The sequence below is a fragment of the Salinispirillum marinum genome, assembly GCF_042650105.1.
GTDB classification, from domain to species: Bacteria; Pseudomonadota; Gammaproteobacteria; order Pseudomonadales; family Natronospirillaceae; genus Salinispirillum; species Salinispirillum marinum.
The window spans coordinates 776336-798333 of the sequence record NZ_JBHSAL010000001.1 but is presented as its reverse complement, the minus strand read 5'-3'; the positions used below and the strand labels follow the sequence as shown (position 1 = coordinate 798333).

Sequence of the window (21998 nt, the reverse complement as noted above, 5' to 3'; positions counted from 1 at the left end):
CGAGATCCTTATGAGCAATCCCGATACGCGTCAACGCTTCATGTTTGACGACTTGGCCATTCGCGGTGAGTTGGTCGGCTTGGTAAAAACCTATCAAGATGTCCTAACCCAGCATACCTATCCTGCCCCCTTACAGCGCCTGCTGGGTGAATTCATGGCGGCCGTCACCTTGCTAAGCAACACGTTGAAGTTTGATGGCATTTTGAGCCTGCAAGCGCGCGGAAACGGGCAGGCCCGTCTGGTGATGGCGGAGTGCCAGAATCAGTCGCAATTAAGGGCGATTGCGCAATATAACGATGACTTCATCGACAGCGGCGCCATCCTGGGTGAAGGCACTTTGGCGATCACCATCGACCCGAAAGACGGCAAACGATATCAGGGCATTGTCGAACTACGTGACCATGGCTTGGCCGATGCGTTGGAAGCCTATTTTCAGCAATCGGAACAAATTCGCACGCGCATTTGGCTCGCTGCCGATGGTCATCGAGCGGCTGGTATGCTCTTACAGGCCTTACCCGGTAGCGCGTCAGAAAGCTCGTTGATACGCGATGCCGACGGCTGGGACCGCGTAACGATGCTGGCCAATACCGTTACCGACGAGGAGTTATTGCAGGTCTCCAATACCGATTTATTGTATCGCCTGTTCAATGAAGAACGCGTGCAAACCTATCCGGCCGGTGAATTACATTTTGCCTGTACCTGCTCGCAGGAGCGCAGTGCCAATGCGGTAGCATCATTGGGTTATGACAGCGCATTGGAATTGATAGAGCAGCAGGGCGTAATTCAGGTAGATTGTCAGTTCTGCCGAGCCCACTATCGTTTTACGCGTGCTGATGTTGAACAGTTGTTTGCTGACCAAAAATCAGCGTTGAATTAAGGATACCCACTATGGATTCGCCAACCCTTGCCCGTATCAGTCATCAAATTGCCCGCGAACTGAGCGTCGCGCAACCGCAGGTCGTCGCCACCATGGGGTTATTGAAGGAGGGCTCGACCGTGCCCTTCATTGCCCGGTATCGGAAGGAAGTAACAGGCGGCTTGGATGACACCCAGTTGCGCAATCTGGAAGATCGGTTGCGGTATTTAACTGAATTGGAAGAGCGCCGCGCGACCATCCTGAAGTCTGTCGCCGAGCAAGGCAAGTTAACGGCGGAATTGGCCGCGCAGTTCAACGATGCCGCGACCAAAAATGAATTAGAAGATTTGTATTTGCCTTACAAGCCGAAGCGCCGTACTAAAGGGCAAATGGCGATAGAGGCAGGGCTAGAGCCTTTAGCGGATTCACTACTGAGCAACCCTGACCAAAACCCGGAAGCGGTGGCGGGCGATTATCTGAACGTGGATATGGGCATTCCAGACAATAAAGCCGCATTGGATGGTGCGAAATACATATTGTTGGAACGTTTTGCCGAACAGCCCGCCTTGGTGGGTGAGTTGCGCCAGTTCTTGCAGCAACAAGGGCAGGTGCACGCCACCGTGGTGCCGGGCAAAGAAAACGAAGGGGCAAAATTTGCCGATTACTTTGATCATCGTGAAGCCTGGAAAAGCATGCCGTCGCACCGCGCGCTGGCGGTATTTCGCGGGCGCAACGAAGGTGTCTTACAGTTGAATCTGGTGTTGGATCCGGACCAGTACGCAGCTGACTATCCTGAAGGTATGATTGCCCATCATTTGAATGTCCCCGTCAGTGGCCGTGCGGCCAGTCCTTGGTTGAAAGAAGTGGTGCGCTGGACCTGGCGTGTGAAGCTGCTGCCGCATTTGGAAACCGATTTGTTTGGCACTTTGCGGGAAAAAGCCGAAGAAGATGCCATTCGCGTCTTTGGTCGTAACCTGAAAGACTTGTTGCTGGCCGCGCCGGCCGGGCCGCGTGTAACCTTGGGAATGGACCCGGCCTACCGTACCGGAGTGAAGCTTGCCGTGGTCGACAAAACCGGCAAGGTTCTCGATCATGGGGTTATTTACCCGCATCAACCGCAAAACCGGTGGGAGGAAGCCAAGCGCTTGGTCGTCGCAATCTGCGAAAAATATCAGGTGGAATTGATCGCCATTGGCAACGGCACCGCGTCACGTGAAACCGATAAACTGGCCACTGAGATTGCGCGTGAATACCCCGCACTGAAATTGAACACACTTATGGTGTCTGAGGCTGGCGCGTCGGTGTATTCGGCGTCGGATCTGGCTGCGCGTGAATTTCCAGACCTCGATGTTACCATCCGCGGTGCAATCTCAATTGCCCGGCGCTTGCAGGATCCACTGGCCGAGCTGGTCAAAGTTGACCCCAAAGCCATTGGGGTCGGACAGTATCAGCACGATGTGTCACAAGTTGCCTTGGCGCGCTCGCTTGAGGCGGTCGTAGAGGACTGTGTAAACACCGTGGGGGTTGACCTCAATACGGCCTCAGCGCCCTTGTTGAGCCGTGTTTCGGGATTGAACGCCACCATCGCCAGCAATATTGTGGCCTTCCGCGATGAACACGGTCGGTTTGATGCGCGTACTCAATTGAAGAATGTGCCGCGTTTGGGCCCGAAAGCCTTTGAGCAGTGTGCCGGTTTCTTAAAGGTAGTGCAGGGCAAAAACCCGCTGGATGCCTCAGCGGTGCACCCGGAATCCTATGCGGTCGTGGAGCGTATTGTGCAGGCAACGCAACGTTCCGTATCGAGCTTGATCGGCGACAGTGCCTTTCTGCGTACGCTCGATGCGAAGGCGTTTGCTAATGAACAATTCGGCTTGCCGACCGTCAAAGACATTATCGCTGAATTGGAAAAGCCGGGCCGTGATCCGCGGCCAGAGTTCAAAACCGCTACCTTTAGAGAAGGTGTTGAGAAGGTCAGTGATTTGCGTCCCGGCATGGTGCTGGAAGGCGTGGTGACCAACGTAACGAATTTTGGCGCCTTTGTGGATGTGGGGGTGCATCAGGACGGCTTGGTGCATATCTCCGCGCTGAGTCACCAGTTCATAAAAGACCCCTCTGACTTTGTAAAAGCCGGAGATGTGGTGCAGGTCAAAGTCATGGATGTGGATGTACAACGTCAGCGCATTGCGTTAAGTATGCGGTTGGATGATGAACCCGGCCAAGATGAGCGTACGACTGCGGGCAATCGCTCGGCACGCGGACGCCAAGATGCCGGCCGGTCAGACACCAAACGACCAGCCCCGAGTCGTGAAACCGCAGGTGCGGGGCAAAGCGCTATGGCCGCTGCGTTGCAGCAAGCCTTGCAGGGCAAGCGAAAGTAAAAGCAGCGCGCGAGCGGGCAATCATATTGAGTACACACAGGATTTCCACTATGTCCAATACGGCATTGTTAGACTGGCTAAAAACACAACCCGCTGAGGTTTTCCAATTCCGTCATGGCGTTGAAAAGGAAGGTCTCCGGGTCGATGCCTCGGGGCGTATCAGCCAGCGGAACCATCCTGTGGCGTTGGGTTCCGCGTTAACGCACCCGCTGATCACCACCGACTATTCGGAAGCGCTGTTGGAGTTCATTTCGCCCGCCTTAACGTCGCCCGAAGAAACCTTAGCCTGCTTGCGTGAATTGCATCAATTTGCCCTGCAAGAGAACCCTGATGAATACATCTGGCCGGGCAGTATGCCGTCGGTGTTGGATGGTGAACTCAGCGTGCGCATAGCTGAATACGGTAATTCGCACATCGGTCTTTTGAAACATATCTACCGCCATGGTTTGTGGCATCGCTACGGACGCATCATGCAAACCATCGCGGGGCTGCATTTCAATTATTCTATGCCAGATGCTTTCTGGCCTGCGTGGCAGGCGCATCTGGGCGATACGGATACCCTAACCAATTTTCGTTCACGTCGGTATTTCGGCCTGATCCGTCATTTTCGCCGGCACTCGTGGTTGCTGTTGTATTTGTTCGGTGCCTCACCGGCGTTGGATCGCAGCTTTTTGCGTGAGAATACCGCGCGCTTGCGGGAGCAAGGCGACCATACCCTGTCCTCACCCTTCGCGACCACGTTACGCATGAGTGATATGGGTTATACCAATTCGGCGCAACAAAGCCTTAAAGTGTGTTTCAACAGCTTGCCGACGTACATTGATACGCTGCGCCAAGCCTTGCACACGCCTTATCCCGCCTATGAAGCCATGGGGTTGAAGCAGGATGGCCAGTATCTGCAACTCAACGACAGCATTCTGCAAATTGAAAACGAATACTATTCGGACATTCGCCCCAAACGCACCACCGCGTCCGGTGAAAAACCGCTGCAAGCGCTGGAACGGCGTGGCGTAGAATACATTGAGGTGCGTTGTTTGGACTTGAACCCCTTCTTGCCGTTGGGGGTCGATGTCGATCAACTGCACTTTATGAACTGGTTTTTATTTTGGTGTTTAACGGCGCAAGCCCCGGAAATTTCCAACATTGAGTGTGAACGGGTCGATTTCAATAAACGGCTGACCGTACTGTACGGGCGTGATCCGGAACTATTGCTGGTGGATCAAACGGCCGTGCGACCCTTGCGCGAATGGGGCACGCAGATTTTAGCGGAAATGACCACCTTGTTGGATGCGGTGCAGCCGGATAATGCGGACGCCGTGCGTCGTGCCATCGAGAAATACAAGCACCTATTGCATGCCCCTGAGCAAACGCCGTCCGGGCAAATGATGCAGTTGCTGAACGAACAACGCGGTGATTATCGTACCTTAATCACGCAATTGGCGGCTGAGCATCGGAGTACATTACTGGCTGAGCCTCTGCACGCCGAGCGTCATGCGGAACTGGCAGCGATCGCCAAGCAGTCGCTGGCGGACCAGAGTACGCTGGAGGCCAGCAATCAGGGTTGTTTTGACGCATTCTTGCAGGCGTATGTCGCGCAATAAAAGGATGGCTGCGTACAACAGATGTCGTCAATTTCCTACCCCTAGGCATAGGTAGTTGTTCTATAGTAACGCTATCTAAAAGGATGTTCTAAGGAGCAGCTTATGCAACACGATGGACAGGCCGACAATTTGAATGCGGCCTATCAACGCGGGTACTTTGTCGGTTTGACGGGCAAAGGCTTGGATCAATGTCCCCATCCTGAGGCCGATATCTTGTCGGCGGCTTGGGAAGCGGGTTGGCACGATGGTTTCGAGGCGGTGCAAGCGCGAAGCCGACCCATAGCGCGGCAGCGCGCCAGTTGAAAGGACCCAACAGGAATTAACGAAGATGATGGGGGCTTGTCGGCCTCTGTCCTCCCGCTATTGCAGTATCAAGTTGCTGAACAGCACATCTTCAATGTAATTGAATCCCGTTTCTTGCATTAAATACTCTTGCATAGCAATCTTTATGCGTTCGCGCAGCGCGTCGCGCAGGCCAATGTCAGTCAAGTCGGCACGGGTCGAAGCCGAAACATGCATGACCACTTGGTGGCGCAAACCCGCCGAGTGAATGGTTGCCGCATCTACCCCAGCCTGGTCCGCCACCACTAAGGTAACCACCAAGCGTAAAAAACGAATACGGCCATCTTGGCCATAGTTCAATACAAATTCAGGCTGCAGTTCATAATATTGGGCGGTGGCGGGTGAGAACGCGCCAGGTTCCATGGGAGGGAGCGACGGGTCGGCCGGTGCCACTTCCTGAGCCAATAAGAGGCCGCTTAGCCCCAGGCTCAGTACCAATACGCCCCATTGCCACATGATCTTCATGACTCACTACACCTCATCTATTCCCGAACTTTACACCATTGTACGCTGTACACATCGAACGCACTTGTTAAAAATAGCCTACTCTTCTCTAAGGATCGATACTATGTTTCTCTTGACCTCGCGCTGGCTCAATTTTTTGCTGGCGCTCAGTGCCTTCTCCCTCATCTTAACAGGCATCCTCTACTTTCAAAATCACCTTGGCATGCTGCCTTGTCCGCTTTGTGTATTTCAGCGTATCGCGTTTATGGGGATTATCCTGTTCAGTCTGCTGGCGGCATTGGTAAAGCCAAACGGGAAAGCACTGCGCGTGTTATCGGCTCTCGGGTTCATCGTGGCCACCATAGGAGCGGGTATTGCTGCCCGGCATACATGGTTGCAAGGTAACCCGGCCGAGTACATGCCATCGTGCGGACCGGATTTGTCCTACATGATGCGTAATTTCCCCATGCAAGACGTAATCAGCACAGTGTTTCAAGGCAGCGGTGATTGCGCCGATCTGCATTGGTCGTTTTTGGGCCTGACAATTCCCGGTTGGGCGCTGGTATGGTTCGTGTTTTTCATGGTCGTATTGGGGTTGCAAGCGTGGAAAGGTGATCTCATGGCGCTCGTTCGTCGTCGTATCCAGGGTTAAGACCGCTTTTCAGTTGCAATTTTATTGTGCTGGTGGTTTTCTAAGCAGTATCGTTCGTCTAGGAAGAATCGTTATGCTTGAGAAGTGCACTAACGCGAAAGAACTCTGGGGTGGCGTCCATGACCTGATTGACCGTTGGCTCAATGAACGCCGCGACCTTATCGTGCGCATGTTTGCCCTCACGCAGCCGCAGGAATCAAACAGCAAAGAGATTCCGCTGGCCCATCGCGTGGAGACCTTCTGTGAAATCTTGGTGGATTATGTATCGGCAGGCCATTTCGAAATCTACGAACAGTTGATGCGTGAAGCGCGTGAATTCAATGACGGTAGCGAGGCCTTAGCCGAAGCTATATTCCCGAAAATTCAAGCCACGACAGAAGCCATTCTGGATTTCAATGATGCCTACCAAGGCGCCGAGCAAGTCAGCGCGCGCCAAACGCAATTAAATGCTGATTTGTCGGCGTTAGCCGAAACATTGGAAGAGCGCTTTGAGTTGGAAGACCAATTGATTCAAAGCCTGCATGAAGTCCACCGCGAAAAGGCGCTGACGACGGCTGCGGAATAAAGAACGTGAAGCAGGCTTTTGGTGTGCTGAAACGCATTCAGCGGTTGCTTTGGGTAGCTTTGTGCGGCGTGGCCTTGTTGGGTTGTGATCGTGGACCGGAGCGCATACTCGAACTGGCCGAGGGTGGTATTTACGCCGGGGCGTTGTCGCCCGACGCGCAAACCGCCACCATTGGCTCGGTATTGCATGGCGGCAGTCTGTGGAATGTACCCGACCACGCCCGTTTGTTTAATTGGAATCTGGACAGTGATATTGATGCCGGCCAGTTTTCCATCTTCACCACCGTCGCGTATTCCAGCAACGGTCAGCGCGTACTCACCGCCCAAGGGCGTACCTTTGTCGTGTGGTCCAGTACAACGGGCCAAGCCATCTTTTTTTACGAAGCACCCGACAACATCCGCAGTGCTGCGCTCGATGATGAAGGCTTAAACGTCTTGCTGGGCCTCGAAGATGGCTCTGCGGCGCTGTTCAGTTTGGTGACCGGGCAAATCATTGTTCGCCTGCGCGGGCACCAGGGGCCTATCTACAGCCTGGCGTTAGCGGCAGACGGTCGGCGAGCCGTTACCGGCAGTGATGACAATACGGCCATTCTTTGGGACTTACCCAGTGGCATGCCGCTGCATCGCATCACTCATGATAATCAGGTGCGCACGGTCGCACTGTCAGCCTCTGGGGTGTATGCTTTTTCGGTCGGTCAGCGCAGTGAAGGGTTGGTGTGGAACACCACCAGTGGGCAAATTGTGCGGCGCTTGCCCATGAATCGGGATTCCATGACCGTCGCCCGCTTTGTCGACAACGACGCCATGTTATTGACAGGTGATCGGGTGCGAAAGGTGATTTTGTGGCAATTGACCGACAGTTCAAAACAGCGCCAGTGGCGTTTGAAGGGTGAGGGACTGTACACCCGTTCCAGTGGAGAAATTATGGATATCCGCCGTGTGGCGGGCGGTGCGCTGGTGTTGGGTGCCGATGGACGCATCTCTTTGTTGCAGTGATGGCAATTGTGGCTCATAAATTGCTTCTATCCTGTGAGTATGTTGTGAGTCAGTAAACCGTAACCATAAGAATTACCCAAAGTAGCATTGACCATGAGTATGGATGTCCTTCAAAACACGATCAGCGAGACCCGCGTCAGTCGACATGAAGCGCCGGTGCGTATCGTGCTGGCCAATTCAAAAGGCGGTTGCGGTAAAACCACCTTGGCGACGAATTTAGCCGCTCATTTTGCCGCCAGCGGCAAGTCTACGGCGTTGATTGATTTTGATCCGCAAGGATCATCCATGCAGTGGTTGCAAGCCCGACATCGTGGTTTGGGGGGTATTCACGGTGTTGCGGCCTACAGTCAGTTGGCGAACTCAACGCGTACCTATGTGATGCGTAAGTTGCCGGAAGAAACAGATCGCGTGATCATTGATACGCCCGCCGGGCTAAAGGGCAATGCGTTAAGCGATATGATCCGGGATACGGATATTATGATCATCCCGGTTACACCCTCACCGATTGATATTCGTGCTACCACCAGTTTTATCAAAGAAGTGTTGCTGTCGCCCGCCTTTCGGGCACGCCCCATCTTGGTCGGTGCGGTGGCGAACCGGGTGCGTCGCAATACCCTTGTATATTCCAAATTGGAATTGTTCCTGCGCAGTTTGAAAATCCCGTTTGTGACCAGCCTGCGTGATACCCAGTTCTATGTGCGTGCCTCAGAACATGGGCTCGGACTGACCGACATGCAAAACCGGCACGATACTGACACCCAAGAGTGGCAGTTTTTATTGGATTGGATTGATACGGCCATCGTAAAAGTGCTGGATAGACGGCGGCAGGATCAGGAAGAAAAAAGCCGTGAAGTGGCCGCCGACAACAATTCAGCGCTGGATTCTACCACCGCTTGGTCCAACTCTACTGACAGGCGTTGAAGGCTGGTCACAATCAAGACGGTCAGATCCGACGGCGGAGCGAGTTCACTGAGCTTTCCCTGCCGAGCGTATAAATACGCCTGATCTGCCTGTTCCAGTCGTAATTCTGTTTCCAGCGTGCGTTGATGCAAGCCTTCCAGGCCAGGCTCACGCAGTGCCATGCGGAGGCTTCGCCATGGCATAACCGCGGCTTCCCGCCATGCCTGCCATGTCTCCATGTGCAACGCAAAATCATCGTGAATGATTCGCTGCTGTTGCGCCAACCATACCGCAAATAGCCAGTCGTTTACCCAAATGTGGTATGCTTCCTGCCGCTCCAGCACGTGTGCGGCAACGCCCGGTTGGTTGTACAGCGCCAGCGAGAACGTCCAGAGCGGATGTTCGAGCGGGGCATTTCGACAAACGATTTCAGATGACAAATGATACAACTCACCGATATTCAGTTACTGCGTGGCGGCAAGGTGCTGCTTGAGCAGGCTTCCGCGCGCATCGCCCCTGGCGAAAAGGTTGCCCTAATCGGCCCCAATGGTGCCGGAAAATCATCCTTGTTCCAAATGTTGCTTGGCGGTTTGGCGGCGGATCAAGGTACGTTAGACCTACCCGCGCGCTGGCACATTGCCCATATGCAACAAGAAACGCCCGGCCTGCAACGTTCGGCAGTGGATCATGTGTTGGATGGCCTGCACGCTTGGCGGGCGCTACAAGCAGAAATTCAAACGGCGGAAAATGCTGGTGACACAGCGCGCTTGGCGGAATTGCATGGTCGAATGGACGATATGCAAGGCTATCAGGTGCAGCATGAGGCGGAACGCATTCTGCTGGGCTTAGGCTTTTCCGTCGACCAGCTATCGTCGCCAGTGGCTGCTTTTTCGGGTGGCTGGCGGGTCCGCTTGAATTTAGCGCAAACGCTCATTCAGCGCAGTGATCTCTTGTTGTTGGATGAGCCAACCAACCACTTGGATCTGGAGACCGTACACTGGCTGCAAGAGTGGTTGCGGCAGTATGACGGCACGCTATTGTTGATCTCTCACGATCGCGATTTCATGGACGCTGTGGTGGATCACATCATCAGCGTAGAAAACCAGCAACTGTTCAGCTATCGCGGTAACTACAGCGCCTATGAACGGCAAAAAGCCGAGCGGCAGGCGCAGCAACAAGCGGCTTTTGAAAAGCAACAAGAACGCCGAGCAGAAATGGAGCGCTTCGTTGCCCGGTTTAAGGCCAAGGCCTCTAAAGCCAAGCAAGCACAAAGTCGCCTGAAAGCCCTGGAACGCATGGCGGACTTGGCCCCGGCGCAGGTCGACAGTCCGTTTCGATTTCAATTTCATGCGGGTAACAAAGTCTCCAGCCCGTTGCTAGCACTGACGGATGCAGCCCTAGGGTATAACGGCACGCCGGTACTGTCCCGACTGAACATGAATCTCTATCCCGGTATGCGGATTGGTTTGCTGGGGAAGAATGGGGCCGGTAAGTCCACGTTGATCAAGCATTTGGCACGCAGTTTACCCATCATACAAGGTGAGAGTGTGCCCGGAGCGCATTATTATCCGGGGTATTTTGCCCAGCACCAAGTGGATGCGTTGGATCATGCGGCCACGCCCTTACAGCACGTGATGCGGGTGTCTCCGGACACGCGTGAACAAGAAATTCGTGATTTTCTTGGTGGCTTCAATTTTCGCGGCAGCATGGCTGATGCACAAGTAGGCCCTCTGTCGGGTGGTGAGAAGGCACGTCTGGCTTTAGCACTAATCGCGTGGCGCTCGCCCAATGTGTTGTTGCTGGATGAGCCTACCAACCACTTGGATCTGGCCATGCGGGCAGCGTTGGTCAATGCCCTTCAGGCCTATGAAGGCGTCGTCATTGTGGTGTCGCACGATCGTTTTTTACTCGAAGCCACGGTCGATGAATTTTGGTTGGTGCGCGATGGCACGGTGGCACCTTATGCCGGTGATCTCAACGCGTATCTGCAAGAGCTGCAAGCACCGGTTGAGAAAACCGTAGCGGCGGGCGTAGCGTTGTCTTCCAGTGTTGATCGAAAGGTTATCAAACGACAAGAAGCTGAACATCGGAAGCGTTTGGCGCCGCTTAAACGTGCGGTTGAGAAAAGTATGGCGGAGGTCGAACGGCTGCAAAGCCAACTCAAGGACGTCAACCATTTACTGGCTGACGCCGACCTGTACAACGGCGAACAACAGAATCGCCTACAGCAATTGTTAAAACAGCAAGGCGATTTGACACGTCAAGTCGAGGCTGCAGAACACGCCTGGCTGGAAGCAGAAGAAGCTTTGGAAGCCGCGGCTAACGCAGACTTAAGCGAATAACCTCAAACAGGGTGCGGCCATTTTTCCAGCGTAGACAGGCGATATCGGCATCGCCGCTGGGAATTTGACTGGCATAGTTGCGCGAAGCGATCATTACCGAGCCATAGGCTTTAGCCGGGTAGTGACCCGCTTCGATAAAACGCCAAATTTCCCGATCCAAGCGTTCCGCAATGGCCGCTCGGCCTTCTTGACGATAGGTTTGGTTGATGCAGGCCAAATAACCGAAATCGTACAGGTCATCATAGGCATAGTACTGTTCAAGGCTGCTGTATTGCGGTTGATTGACGCAGCCAGTCACCGCTCCCAGAACAAGAGTAAACAAGACCATGTTAATCCACGCGCTGCGCGGACGACGATAGGAGTGTGGGGCTGTCATGTTAATGAGTATGGGCTGCCTCGGTTTATGGATTGCCACATACAGTATCGGCCAGGCAGGGCAATTCTGCAGTCTTTTGCGAGCAGCGCACTTTTGGTTGAGTCCATGGGGCCACCTGCGGTATCGTCAAACTCTTTAATTTTCATAGGCTAATATAATGTTTCAGCAATATCCGGCCAGTCGTCCACGTCGCATGCGCAAAGATGCCTTCAGCCGTTCGTTGATGCGCGAAAACAGTTTGTCTGCAGCGGATCTGATCTACCCGATGTTTGTTATTGAAGGCCAAGGCCAACGTGAAGCGGTCGCCTCCATGCCGGGTGTTGAGCGTTTGTCCATTGATCTCTTGGTTGAGGAAGCCAAAGTGATTCATCAACTGGGTATACCCGTGCTGGCCTTATTTCCGGTGGTCTCACCAGCACAGAAATCGCTGTTAGCGGAAGAAGCCTACAATCCGGACGGTTTAGCCCAACGAGCGGTGCGCGCCATCAAAGCGGCCGTCCCCGAGTTAGGCGTCATGACCGACGTGGCACTCGATCCGTTCACCGCGCACGGGCAAGACGGCATTCTCGACGCGACAGGGTATGTAGATAACGATGTCACACTGGAGGTGTTGGTAAAACAGGCTATGTCGCACGCCGCCGCTGGTGCGGACATTGTTGCGCCCTCGGATATGATGGATGGCCGAGTTGGTGCTTTACGAGAAGCGTTGGAAGACGAAGATTATGTAAACACCCGCATCATGGCGTATTCCGCAAAATACGCTTCCGCCTTTTACGGGCCGTTCCGTGATGCCGTCGGTTCGGCCGGAAATTTGGCCGGTGGAAACAAATACACCTATCAAATGGATCCGGCCAACAGCAACGAAGCGTTGCATGAAGTCGCATTGGACATTGCCGAAGGCGCCGATATGGTCATGATCAAACCCGGCATGCCCTATCTCGATATCGTGCGGCGGGTAAAAGATCAATTTCACATGCCGACCATGGTGTACCAAGTCAGCGGCGAGTACGCCATGTTACAAGCCGCTATTGCCAATGGTTGGCTTACCGAAGAGGCCATCATGGAAGCGTTGGTGGGTTTCAAGCGTGCCGGTGCCGATGGCATTCTGACTTATTACGCCAAGTGGGCAGCACAAAAACTATTGGCTCAATAGTTGAATTTAGCGCCTCAAAGGCGACGAATGTTTTGAAATCGACCGGCAAAAGTCTTATCGTTGCCGGGTTCACACAATCTCTGACTGGAACAAATTTATGAGTGACCAAATCGTAAACGTATCGGACGACTCATTTGGCAGTGCTGTGCTGGAGTCTGACAAGCCAGTATTGGTCGATTATTGGGCGGAATGGTGCGGTCCTTGCAAAATGATTGCCCCCGTACTGGAAGAGGTGGCCGAAGAATACGCCGATAAATTGATCGTGGCGAAATTGAACATCGATGAAAACCAAGCCACACCACCAAAATATGGCATTCGTGGTATTCCAACATTGATGATCTTCAAAAATGGCAATGTCGCGGCGACCAAAGTCGGTGCCTTGTCGAAGTCACAATTGATCGAGTTTATTGATAGCAGTCTGTAAAGATATTGCGCCTGTGATCATCACCGTCGTGAACCCTTCGAGTTTGCGGCGGTGCACGTTTTATACTACCAACGTTGTTTCTAAGGTTTTTAAAATTTCGCTATAGACAGCTTTATGCTTTGTCTCTATAGTTGTCCGAGGATCCCGCCGATCCTGCGTCTCCCATCTGAGAACAACTTCCTTACTTCATAATCTTTTTTATCAACATACAAACGTCTTTCCTATGAATCTGAGTGATCTTAAAACCAAACCGGTTCCCGAGTTACTAGAAATCGCCCAAGGCATGGGTCTTGAAAATGTAACGCGCACGCGCAAGCAAGACCTGATTTTTACCATTCTAAAGCGGCATGCGAAAAGCGGCGAAGATATCTACGGTGAAGGGGTTTTAGAGATCCTGCAAGATGGCTTTGGCTTCTTGCGCTCAGCCACCAGTTCTTATTTAGCTGGGCCAGACGACATATATGTCTCGCCTAGCCAAATTCGGCGCTTTAACTTGCGTACCGGCGACACCATCGCTGGAAAAATACGCCCGCCGAAAGAAGGTGAGCGTTATTTTGCGTTATTAAAAATAGACACCATCAACGGTGAAGATAACGAAACCTCACGCAACAAAATTCTCTTTGAAAACCTCACGCCTTTATTCCCCGATGAGCGCCTCACGTTAGAAGCCGGTAACGGCTCAACAGAAGATTTGACCGGCCGTATATTGGATCTGGTATCGCCTATCGGTAAAGGCCAACGCGGTTTGATCGTCGCGCCGCCGAAAGCCGGTAAGACCTTAATGCTGCAGCACATCGCACAGGCCATTGTTAAGAATTCTCCAGAAGTCGATTTGATTGTTTTACTGATCGACGAACGTCCAGAAGAAGTGACCGAAATGCAGCGCTCGGTGCGCGGTGAAGTGGTTGCCTCTACGTTCGATGAACCGCCATCGCGGCACGTTCAGGTGGCTGAAATGGTCATCGAAAAAGCCAAACGCTTGACCGAACACAAGCGTGATGTGGTGATCCTGCTGGACTCCATTACCCGTTTAGCGCGTGCTTATAACACCGTCGTGCCTTCATCCGGCAAGGTATTAACCGGTGGTGTGGATGCACATGCATTGGAACGCCCTAAGCGTTTCTTCGGTGCTGCTCGTAATCTTGAAGAAGGTGGCTCGCTGACCATTATTGCCACGGCCTTGGTGGATACCGGCTCTAAAATGGACGAAGTGATTTACGAAGAATTCAAAGGCACGGGCAACATGGAAGTGCATTTGGATCGTAAGATTGCTGAAAAACGTACCTTCCCGGCGATCAATATTCGGCGCAGCGGCACACGCCGTGAAGAGCGCTTGGTTAAACCGGCTGATTTGCAGCGTTTGTGGATATTGCGCAAGTTGTTGTCGGAAATGGACGACAACCAAGCGGTTGAGTTCTTGTTGGATAAGCTGAAAGGCTCAAAAACCAACAACGAGTTCTTCGACTCAATGAAGGGGTAAATCGCGGTGGCCCAAGGGGCCATGCGAAGCATGCTTCGCAAGCGATTTACGGGTGCACACGGAAGTGCGCCCTGGAAGCCCCCGCAGGGATGCCATGCAAGACTCTTTCCCGCGCTGGCCCAAAGGGCCATGCGAAGCATGCTTCGCAAGCGATTTACGGGTGCACACGGAAGTGCACCCTGGAAGCCCCCGCAGGGATGCCATGCAAGACTCTTTCCCGCGCTGGCCCAACGGGCCATGCGAAGCATGCTTCGGAAGCGATTTACGGGTGCACACGGAAGTGCACCCTGGAAGCGTCATCTACAGGGCTTTCGGGGTGTGCCTCCGGCGCTCCACGGCAGGCCGAAAGTCGCGCCTTGAGGCACACGCCCTACGCCCTGTTGATCATCATTCCACAACGAGTAAACTTACTGCGAACTGCTCCAGTGGACATCCTCTTGTGATCAGTCAGCTCAGGTCATAATGATCATTGTTTGATTTAAACGCCCTCTCTACTCGCTGTCACCTCATCCACCAAATACAAGATTGATTGATAGTCCAGTCCCGAGTGCTCACTCAGGCCAATTTCGCACGTCCTGCTATTAGAAAACCCGCGTGTGCAGCCTTTCACTTCCGCTTTCAAGTCCTGCAATGCTGAGGCATTAAGCTCGGGTGTACTGAAGCCTTTGTCGCCCGCGAAACCGCAGCAGGTAATAGAGGCGGGTATGATGACGTCGTCGGCGCAGGCTTGGGCGAGGGCGAGCATGTCATCAGCGAGCCCCATGCGGGTGGCAGAGCAGGTGATGTGCAGGGCAATCCGCTCACTCTTTTGGGTGATGTTTAAGCGCGGCAGCACGTGTTGGCGCACAAAGCTGACCGGCTCTAGAATGTTCAACGCGCAGCCTTGGGCGGTTTCACGCAAAAACTGGGTGCAAGGGCTGGTGTCACACACAATAGGGTAACGTCCGTGGTCGCTGGCGGTGTTCAGAGCCTCCAGCAGCTCGTTACGTTTTTGTGTGGCAGCGTCAAACAGGCCTTTGGAGTTGAACGGCATGCCACAACACAGCCCGTCTATGCCGCTTGGAATAATGACGCTAAAACCGGCTTTGTGCAGCAGGTCGAGCATAACATCCGGCACACTGCGCACGTCGGCGGCGCTGAGTGAAGCGCCCAAACTGCGGGTAACACAGGCGGGCAGGTACACCACGCTGTCGGCATCGGCAGTGGATATGTTTGCCGTGCTGTGGCGCGTAATCCGTTCATGCGTGGCACTGCCGACGGCACGCGGCATGTTGGGTGACCAATGCGCGACCATGCCGCCACTGAGTGGTTTGGCGACACGAGTGAGCGCCTGCATCGCGGGTGTGCCCAAGGCCGATTGGACGAAATGTGCGGTACGCAGGCTGACTCGTACGGCTCGCGTTGTACCGGCGAAGTGCAAGGCAAGCTGCTTGCTCATGGCTTTCGGCATGCCGCCTTGATGCTCGGCGCGCAAGTGGCGTACTAACTCGCCGGTGTTGATGCCGACCGGACACTGCGTAGCACATAAGCCGTCGCCCGCGCAGGTGTCGAGTCCTGCGTACGCAAACTCTTTGCGCAGCGTGCGCAAGCGTTCCGGTTGGCTGCCGGTGCTGGCTAAGCGCTGGATTTCACGCCACAGGACAATGCGTTGGCGCGGCGTAAGGGTAAGTCGACGCGACGGGCAAACGGATTCGCAAAAGCCACATTCAATACACTTGTCCACCAAGTCGTGCGCGGGCGGCAACGGCTTCAGATTTTCGACGTGCAGCTTGGGGTTGTCGGACAGAATCACGTCGGGGTTCAGCAAATTCAGTGGGTCGAAGGCGTGCTTAATCGCCTTCATCAGGCCGTACGCTTCCGATCCCCATTCGAGTTCCACGAAGGGGGCCATATTACGCCCGGTGCCGTGCTCGGCCTTCAACGAACCACCGTATTCCACCGCCACCAGTTGCGCCACATCGCCCATAAAGGCTTCGTAGCGTTGCACTTCGGCGGGGTCGTCGAAGCCTTGGGTGAACACAAAATGCAGATTGCCTTCGAGCGCGTGGCCAAAAAGAATGGCTTCGTCGTAATGGTATTTTTGCAACAAGGCTTGCAGCGCCAGCACGCCATCGGCCAAGCGTTCAATCGGGAAGGCCACGTCTTCGATGATTACTGTGGTGCCAATCACCCGCTCGGCACCGACGGCTGGAAACGTGCCTTTGCGTACCTTCCAATACAGGTCGTAAGTTTTGCGCTCGCGGGTGAATTCAGCGGGTTGCAGCACTGGAATGTGGGCCATGGCGGCGAGCACCTGTTGCACGTTGGCGGCCAGTGCATCGGGGTCGGTGCCGCGTACGTCGATCAGCAGCGCGGTTGCACCATCGGGCAGTTCGCGCAGCTCAGCGGGCATGCCGGGCATGGTTTCGACAGAACGCAACGCCGCGCGGTCGAGTAATTCCACGGCAGAGACCGGCGTAGGTTTCAGCGCCATGGTCGCTTCACACGCGGTTTGAATGTTGGCGAAGTACACCATCGCGGCGGCTTTGTGGGCCGGGTCCGGCACCGTGTGGTAGGTGATGTGGCTGATAAAGCCAAGGGTGCCTTCAGAGCCGATCATCAGGTGTTTCAGAATGTCGATGGGGTCAGTGAAGTCAACCAAAGCGTTCAGGCTGTAGCCGGTGGTGTTTTTCAGCCGATATTTATGGCGAATCCGCTCCGCCAGTTCGGTGTTGGCGCGGGTCTGTACGCCTAACTCGGTAAGCCGCTGCAAGAGATCGGCATGGCTGGCTCGAAAGGCGTTGACGGAATGTGGATCGGCGGTGTCGAGGCGGGTGCCGTCAGCAAAAATCACGCACAGGTCCTGTACCGTGTGGTAACTGTTTTGCGCCGTTCCACAGCACATACCGGAGGCATTGTTAGCAGCGATACCACCGATCATGCAACTGTTAATGGACGCCGGGTCAGGGCCGATCTTGCGCCCGAATGGTGCCAGCACCGCGTTCGCACGTGCGCCGATCACCCCAGGCTGCAAGCGGATCGCCGCGCCGTCATCCAACAGGGCATGACCGTTCCAGCCATTGCCGAGTTGAATAAGCACGGAATCGGTGACGGCTTGGCCGGACAGCGAGGTACCCGCTGCCCGAAACGTGACGGGTAGGCCGTGGCGGCGGCAGGTGTTCAACACCAAAATGACTTCGGAGTCGCTTTCTACGCGGACCACGAGTTGTGGAATGAGGCGGTAGAAGCTGGCATCTGTACCATAAGCCAAGGTGCGTAATTCATCGCTGATTAGCCGGTCAGCGGGAATCAGTGGCCGCAAGTCATTCAGTAACTGTTGGTAAGCCGGTTTCATATCGATTTCTACCTCAAAACTTGAAAGATCCGGTAGCGGATTGAGTTTTCGGGTTATTCCGGGCTTTCGGGGTATGTCTCCGCCACTCCACGGCAGGCCGAAAGTCGTGGCTTGAGACATACACCCTACGCCCTTGAACCCGGAACTGTGTCCTGCTTTTCTCATTAGCCTGAGCTGTCCGAGAGCAGTAGCTGGACTAATCATTTTAAGTTATATGTGCGCATAGCAACTGGTGTTGTAGAGCATGAACGTAGCGGTTGTGCCTCGAGGCGCGACTCCCGGCCTGCCGTGGAGCGCCGGAGGCACACCGCGAAAGTTCATGCTGGTAGCATGCCAATTAGCTTCGAATTAGGATCAGCAACCGCGCTGGGCCATGCACTCCGTAGGCTAGGGTTTGCTCGATGTCGGCAGTTTTAGATGGACCGGAGATCAATAAGGCATTGGTTGGCAAACCGGCCTGCCATTGTGGGCTGCGCAAAACATCCAAGAACGTCGAATGCAACTGTTCGGCATCCAGCACGGCGATGTGAATGGGCGGCACCAAACTCATCAGTCGAGGCTCTTGCGGTGTCGGCCACAGAATCAAACTGCCCGTTTCCGCGATGCCGCCCAGTGTAGAGGTAATGGACGCATCGACCGCATTGAACAACTCCGTTTGCCACGTCTCGATGGGCTGGTCGTAGCTGACCAGTTTTGGACCGTCGCTCGACCAGTCGGCGCGCAACTCGTCGCCCAGTGGCGTACCCGCAGGTGCGAGTAGGCTGCCAATGCCAGCGTCGCGGAGCCAATCTTGCAGAGTCGCCAGCCAGTTCGCTTTGGTGGTACGGCGCACTTCGCCATGTACGGATTCAATTATGCGTTGAAACAGCTCGACCTTTTCATCGGCGTTCCATTGGCGGCGTTCGAGTACGGCGAAATCCGGGGGCTCAACGGGCAGTGTCGGTGTGGCTTGGCGCAGGCGTTCTAAAATAGCGGTGCGAGCATTCATTGTTGCCTACCTTGTTTTGTTGCTTGCTGATGCGCGGCGACCCGCGCGTGCAAATTCTTGGCCGCCAGCTTGGGCGCGGTGCGGTAACGTGTCCAGGCACCGATACGGCGCGGTTGTAAGGCGCGGAACCGATTACCCAGCCCGATGGCGAGGCGATACAGGGCGGGGCGAGCGTGCAGCCATGCCCAAGCCGACCAAATTAGCGCTTCTGTCTTGCGTCGTTTGGCCCCATGCCCTGCAACGACACCAGGGTGCAGGCGGTCGCCGTCTACCGCTTCGCGTCGTAAACGCACCAGCAGTTGTGGAATAGGAATTTTCACCGGGCAGACTTCACCACAAGCGCCGCAGAGGGTCGAGGCGCTGGGCAAGTCTTGTGTGGCGGTTAAGCCTTGCAAGTGCGGCATAACGATCTTGCCAATCGGCCCGGGGTAGGTCGTGCCGTAAGCGTGGCCGCCGACGCGCGTATACACCGGGCAGTGATTCATGCACGCACCGCAGCGAATGCATTGCAGGGTTTGGCGCAGTTCGGGGTCTTGGTACATGCGCGAGCGGCCGTTATCGACCAATACCAAATGCACCGCTTGCGGACCGTCGCGTTCGTCGGGCTTACGCGGGCCGGTGATCATGTTGAAATAGGTGGTGATGTGCTGGCCGGTGGCCGAGCGAGTTAACAGCGCCAGCAAGGCACTAACGTCTTCCAGTTTTTCGACCACTTTCTCAATGCCGGTGACCGCGATGTGCACCGGCGGTACGGTAGTGGTCATGCGGCCATTGCCTTCGTTCTCCACCAAGCACAGGGTGCCGGTTTCCGCCACGGCGAAGTTCACGCCGGAAATTCCTACGTCGGCCTGCATGAATTTTTCACGCAGTTGCTGGCGTGCGGCGGCGGTCAAATAGTCCACATCATGCGTGCGTTCAGTACCGGTTTTCTCGTGCATCAGCTCCGAGATTTCATGGGTATTTTTATGGATGGCGGGCATGATGATGTGCGAGGGCGTTTCGTCGGCCAGTTGCACAATGTATTCGCCAAGGTCGGATTCCAGCGCTGCGATGCCGTGTTCCGCCAGATGGTGGTTCAGCTCCATTTCCTCCGACACCATGGACTTACCCTTGATCACCGAGCGCGCGCCTTGGGCCAGGCAAATATCAGTGATGATGCGGCAGGCCTCGGCACCGTCTTCCGCCCAATGCACCTGAATGCCGTTACGCTGGCAGTTGGCTTCTAACTGTTCTAATAAATCGGGCAGGCGGCTCAGTGCGCGCTGGCGAATGTGTTCACCCAAGTCCCGCAGTTGCTCTAATTCCCAGTCGGCAAAGGCCGCGCTGCGTTTGCTCATCAGGCCGTCCATCGCCTTGCGGAAATTCGCGCGGATTTGCGGGTCGTCAATGGCATGGCGGGCGCGCTGGTGGAAGTCGCCTACGGGCGTGAAGTGCTGAACCTTTTTCAGTGAATCCGCTGCGGTGCTCATGACTGCGCCTCCTGCGACTCGCCTGATTGTGTGCGCTGCCAAATAAACTCAGCCAGATGCGCGCCGGTTAGCGGCTTCTGTACTTTTTCGGCGTGGCCGACGATGTTCATCAAACAACCACAATCGGTGGACATCACCTGTTGTGCGCCTGCGTGCAGAATGTGCTCGACTTTGTCGCTGACCATAGCGCCGGAAATCTCCGGGTTACGCACGGCAAAGGTGCCGCCAAAGCCACAGCATTCTTTCACCTGCACCGGCTCCACGATGGTGACGTTCGCCAACTGGCTCAACAGTGCCGGTGCAGCTTCGCCAATACCCATTTCCCGCCGCGCTGAACAGGCTGTGTGTACCGCAATGGTGAGCGGCTCGCCATGGTCATGCAGTTGAATCTGGCATACGTGTAACAAGAATTCGGTCAGTTCATAGGTACGTTCGGCGATGGCTTCGGCCTGCTTCGCCTGCTCAGTGCCCGCAAACAAGGTGGGGTAATGATGACGCAACATACTACCGCACGAACCGGACGGCACCACGATGGGCCACGGCTCTTGGAATAGGTCGAGCTGCGCAGCGGCCACTTGGCGCGCCTGATCATGGTAGCCCGAGGTATAAGCCGGTTGACCACAGCAGGTTTGGCCCTGCGGGAATATCACCTCTATGCCCTCACGCTCCAGCAATTGAATACCGGCCATGCCCGCTTCCGGGTAGAACATGTCCATCAGGCAGGTGCCGAAGTAATAGACCTTTTGCGGTTTGCTGGGGTAGAGCTTCGTGGTCATGGGTGTCGTCGTCATGGTTGTTATCATTAAGTAGAATTAAATTGGTATTACCAATTTACAACTTATCTTGCGCAAGAGTATTATGCAGCGAAATCACTGTCAATCTTGCTGCCTGTTATTTGTGCAGTTTGATGATGTTATGAATGCAGAGGGCGTCCAAATGAAACCCATTCAAGCACCGCGCGTGGCCGATGTGGTGCGCCAACAGTTGGAAACCATGATTCTCGAAGGGGTGTTGAAGGCGGGGCATAAATTGCCAACTGAACGCGCTCTGGCCGAGCAGTTTGGCGTGTCGCGGCCCACGGTGCGGGCGGCTATTCAGGCCTTGGCAGCGCGTGGCATGCTGACCAGCCGCCAAGGCGGTGGTACCTATGTGAACGCTGACCCTAGCGGTACACTCGCCAATTCCATGCTGGATTTGTTTGGCTCGCATCCGGAGTTTCAGTATGACCTGCTGGAATTTCGGCACGCCTTGGAGGGCTTGTCGGCCTATTACGCTGCTTTGCGTTCGACTGAAACTGATCGCGCCGCGTTGCAGCAACGCTTTGATGCGCTCATTGCCACCTACGATGCTCAAGACCCGGTGAAAGAAGCCGAAGCCGACGCGGCCTTTCACCTCGCCATTGCCGCGGCCGCGCATAATGTGGTGTTGTTGCATTCCATGCGGGCGTTGTTCTCTATGCTGGAGCGCAGCATTGTGGACAATTTACGCAGTTTGTTTGAACGCAAAGAATCCCGCGAGACACTGTACAAACAACATAAAGCATTGCTGGAGGCGATTCTGGCAGGCGACGCCGAGCAGGCGCAGAAAATGTCGCATGAGCATTTGGTGTATGTGGAGGAGGGGTTGTTGGAATTGTCTAAGACGCAAACTCGCGTGCAGCGGGCGTTGCGTAGGGCGATGACGCCGCATTCCTAAAGCA

20 protein-coding genes are annotated in these 21998 nt (G+C 54.8%); 13 read left to right on the top strand and 7 right to left on the bottom strand.

What is annotated here, in order from left to right; translation table 11 throughout:
- The first annotated feature begins 10 nt into the window (after nt 1–10).
- The 4 genes from hslO (at nt 11) to rmf (ending at nt 5138) form a co-directional block, all read left to right on the top strand.
- On the top strand, nt 11–877 hold the full coding sequence (gene hslO / locus ACFOSD_RS03770; RefSeq protein WP_380693385.1) for an Hsp33 family molecular chaperone HslO: 867 nt from the start codon (nt 11–13) through the stop codon (nt 875–877).
- 11 nt (nt 878–888) lie between these two features.
- A complete protein-coding gene (locus ACFOSD_RS03765; protein ID WP_380693388.1) occupies nt 889–3234 on the top strand; it encodes a Tex family protein in 2346 nt (781 codons plus the stop codon).
- A gap of 50 nt (nt 3235–3284) precedes the next feature.
- The gene (gene gshA / locus ACFOSD_RS03760; RefSeq protein ID WP_380693390.1) at nt 3285–4835 is read left to right on the top strand and encodes a glutamate--cysteine ligase; all 1551 of its coding nucleotides are present in this window, start codon (nt 3285–3287) and stop codon (nt 4833–4835) included.
- A gap of 102 nt (nt 4836–4937) precedes the next feature.
- The gene (gene rmf / locus ACFOSD_RS03755; RefSeq protein ID WP_380693393.1) at nt 4938–5138 is read left to right on the top strand and encodes a ribosome modulation factor; all 201 of its coding nucleotides are present in this window, start codon (nt 4938–4940) and stop codon (nt 5136–5138) included.
- 57 nt (nt 5139–5195) lie between these two features.
- On the opposite strand, the gene ACFOSD_RS03750 is transcribed toward rmf, so the two are convergent.
- Nucleotides 5196–5642, bottom strand: a complete 447-nt coding sequence (locus ACFOSD_RS03750) for a flagellar basal body-associated FliL family protein (RefSeq protein ID WP_380693395.1) — start codon at nt 5640–5642, stop codon at nt 5196–5198.
- A gap of 103 nt (nt 5643–5745) precedes the next feature.
- Here ACFOSD_RS03750 and ACFOSD_RS03745 point away from each other — a divergent pair, with 103 nt between their 5' ends.
- The 4 genes from ACFOSD_RS03745 to ACFOSD_RS03730 all read left to right on the top strand — a co-directional run bounded on the left by ACFOSD_RS03745 (nt 5746) and on the right by ACFOSD_RS03730 (nt 8754).
- A complete protein-coding gene (locus ACFOSD_RS03745; protein ID WP_380693398.1) occupies nt 5746–6273 on the top strand; it encodes a disulfide bond formation protein B in 528 nt (175 codons plus the stop codon).
- Between the two features lie 73 nt (nt 6274–6346).
- Nucleotides 6347–6838 (top strand): sigma D regulator, encoded by a 492-nt coding sequence (gene rsd, locus ACFOSD_RS03740; protein WP_380693401.1) that lies wholly within the window; start codon nt 6347–6349, stop codon nt 6836–6838.
- A gap of 5 nt (nt 6839–6843) precedes the next feature.
- Nucleotides 6844–7833 (top strand): WD40 repeat domain-containing protein, encoded by a 990-nt coding sequence (locus tag ACFOSD_RS03735; protein ID WP_380693403.1) that lies wholly within the window; start codon nt 6844–6846, stop codon nt 7831–7833.
- A gap of 93 nt (nt 7834–7926) precedes the next feature.
- Nucleotides 7927–8754 carry a ParA family protein gene (locus ACFOSD_RS03730; RefSeq protein ID WP_380693405.1) on the top strand — a complete coding sequence of 276 codons (828 nt, stop codon included), beginning with the start codon at nt 7927–7929 and terminating at the stop codon, nt 8752–8754.
- Here ACFOSD_RS03730 and ACFOSD_RS03725 read toward each other — a convergent pair.
- A complete protein-coding gene (locus ACFOSD_RS03725) occupies nt 8664–9173 on the bottom strand; it encodes a TIGR02444 family protein (RefSeq protein WP_380693407.1) in 510 nt (169 codons plus the stop codon). The two genes, ACFOSD_RS03730 and ACFOSD_RS03725, sit on opposite strands and share 91 nt — an antisense overlap.
- On the opposite strand from ACFOSD_RS03725, the gene ACFOSD_RS03720 reads away from it, so the two are divergent.
- On the top strand, nt 9174–11075 hold the full coding sequence (locus tag ACFOSD_RS03720) for an ABC-F family ATP-binding cassette domain-containing protein (protein ID WP_380693409.1): 1902 nt from the start codon (nt 9174–9176) through the stop codon (nt 11073–11075).
- On the opposite strand, the gene ACFOSD_RS03715 is transcribed toward ACFOSD_RS03720, so the two are convergent.
- Nucleotides 11053–11451 carry a hypothetical protein gene (locus ACFOSD_RS03715; RefSeq protein WP_380693412.1) on the bottom strand — a complete coding sequence of 133 codons (399 nt, stop codon included), beginning with the start codon at nt 11449–11451 and terminating at the stop codon, nt 11053–11055. The genes ACFOSD_RS03720 and ACFOSD_RS03715 overlap by 23 nt on opposite strands.
- Nucleotides 11452–11608: 157 nt before the next feature.
- On the opposite strand from ACFOSD_RS03715, the gene hemB reads away from it, so the two are divergent.
- The 3 genes from hemB to rho all read left to right on the top strand — a co-directional run bounded on the left by hemB (nt 11609) and on the right by rho (nt 14508).
- A complete protein-coding gene (gene hemB / locus ACFOSD_RS03710) occupies nt 11609–12604 on the top strand; it encodes a porphobilinogen synthase (protein ID WP_380693414.1) in 996 nt (331 codons plus the stop codon).
- 97 nt (nt 12605–12701) lie between these two features.
- Nucleotides 12702–13028, top strand: a complete 327-nt coding sequence (trxA, locus tag ACFOSD_RS03705; protein ID WP_380693416.1) for a thioredoxin TrxA — start codon at nt 12702–12704, stop codon at nt 13026–13028.
- Between the two features lie 223 nt (nt 13029–13251).
- Entirely contained in the window at nt 13252–14508 is a 1257-nt protein-coding gene (rho, locus tag ACFOSD_RS03700; RefSeq protein ID WP_380693419.1) for a transcription termination factor Rho, read from the top strand.
- A 478-nt stretch (nt 14509–14986) separates the two neighbouring features.
- Here rho and ACFOSD_RS03695 read toward each other — a convergent pair whose 3' ends face one another.
- The 4 genes from ACFOSD_RS03695 to ACFOSD_RS03680 form a co-directional block, all read right to left on the bottom strand.
- Complete coding sequence (locus ACFOSD_RS03695; protein ID WP_380693421.1) at nt 14987–17842, bottom strand: FAD-binding and (Fe-S)-binding domain-containing protein; 2856 nt, start codon at nt 17840–17842, stop codon at nt 14987–14989.
- A gap of 337 nt (nt 17843–18179) precedes the next feature.
- On the bottom strand, nt 18180–18830 hold the full coding sequence (locus ACFOSD_RS03690) for a LutC/YkgG family protein (protein ID WP_380693422.1): 651 nt from the start codon (nt 18828–18830) through the stop codon (nt 18180–18182).
- Nucleotides 18827–20299, bottom strand: coding sequence for a LutB/LldF family L-lactate oxidation iron-sulfur protein (locus ACFOSD_RS03685; protein WP_380693424.1), 1473 nt, complete (start codon nt 20297–20299; stop codon nt 18827–18829). The genes ACFOSD_RS03690 and ACFOSD_RS03685 overlap by 4 nt, the downstream gene beginning before the upstream one ends.
- The gene (locus tag ACFOSD_RS03680; RefSeq protein ID WP_380693426.1) at nt 20296–21090 is read right to left on the bottom strand and encodes a (Fe-S)-binding protein; all 795 of its coding nucleotides are present in this window, start codon (nt 21088–21090) and stop codon (nt 20296–20298) included. The genes ACFOSD_RS03685 and ACFOSD_RS03680 overlap by 4 nt, the downstream gene beginning before the upstream one ends.
- 145 nt (nt 21091–21235) lie before the next feature.
- Here ACFOSD_RS03680 and ACFOSD_RS03675 point away from each other — a divergent pair, with 145 nt between their 5' ends.
- The gene (locus ACFOSD_RS03675; protein WP_380693429.1) at nt 21236–21994 is read left to right on the top strand and encodes an FCD domain-containing protein; all 759 of its coding nucleotides are present in this window, start codon (nt 21236–21238) and stop codon (nt 21992–21994) included.
- Nucleotides 21995–21998 lie beyond the last annotated feature (4 nt).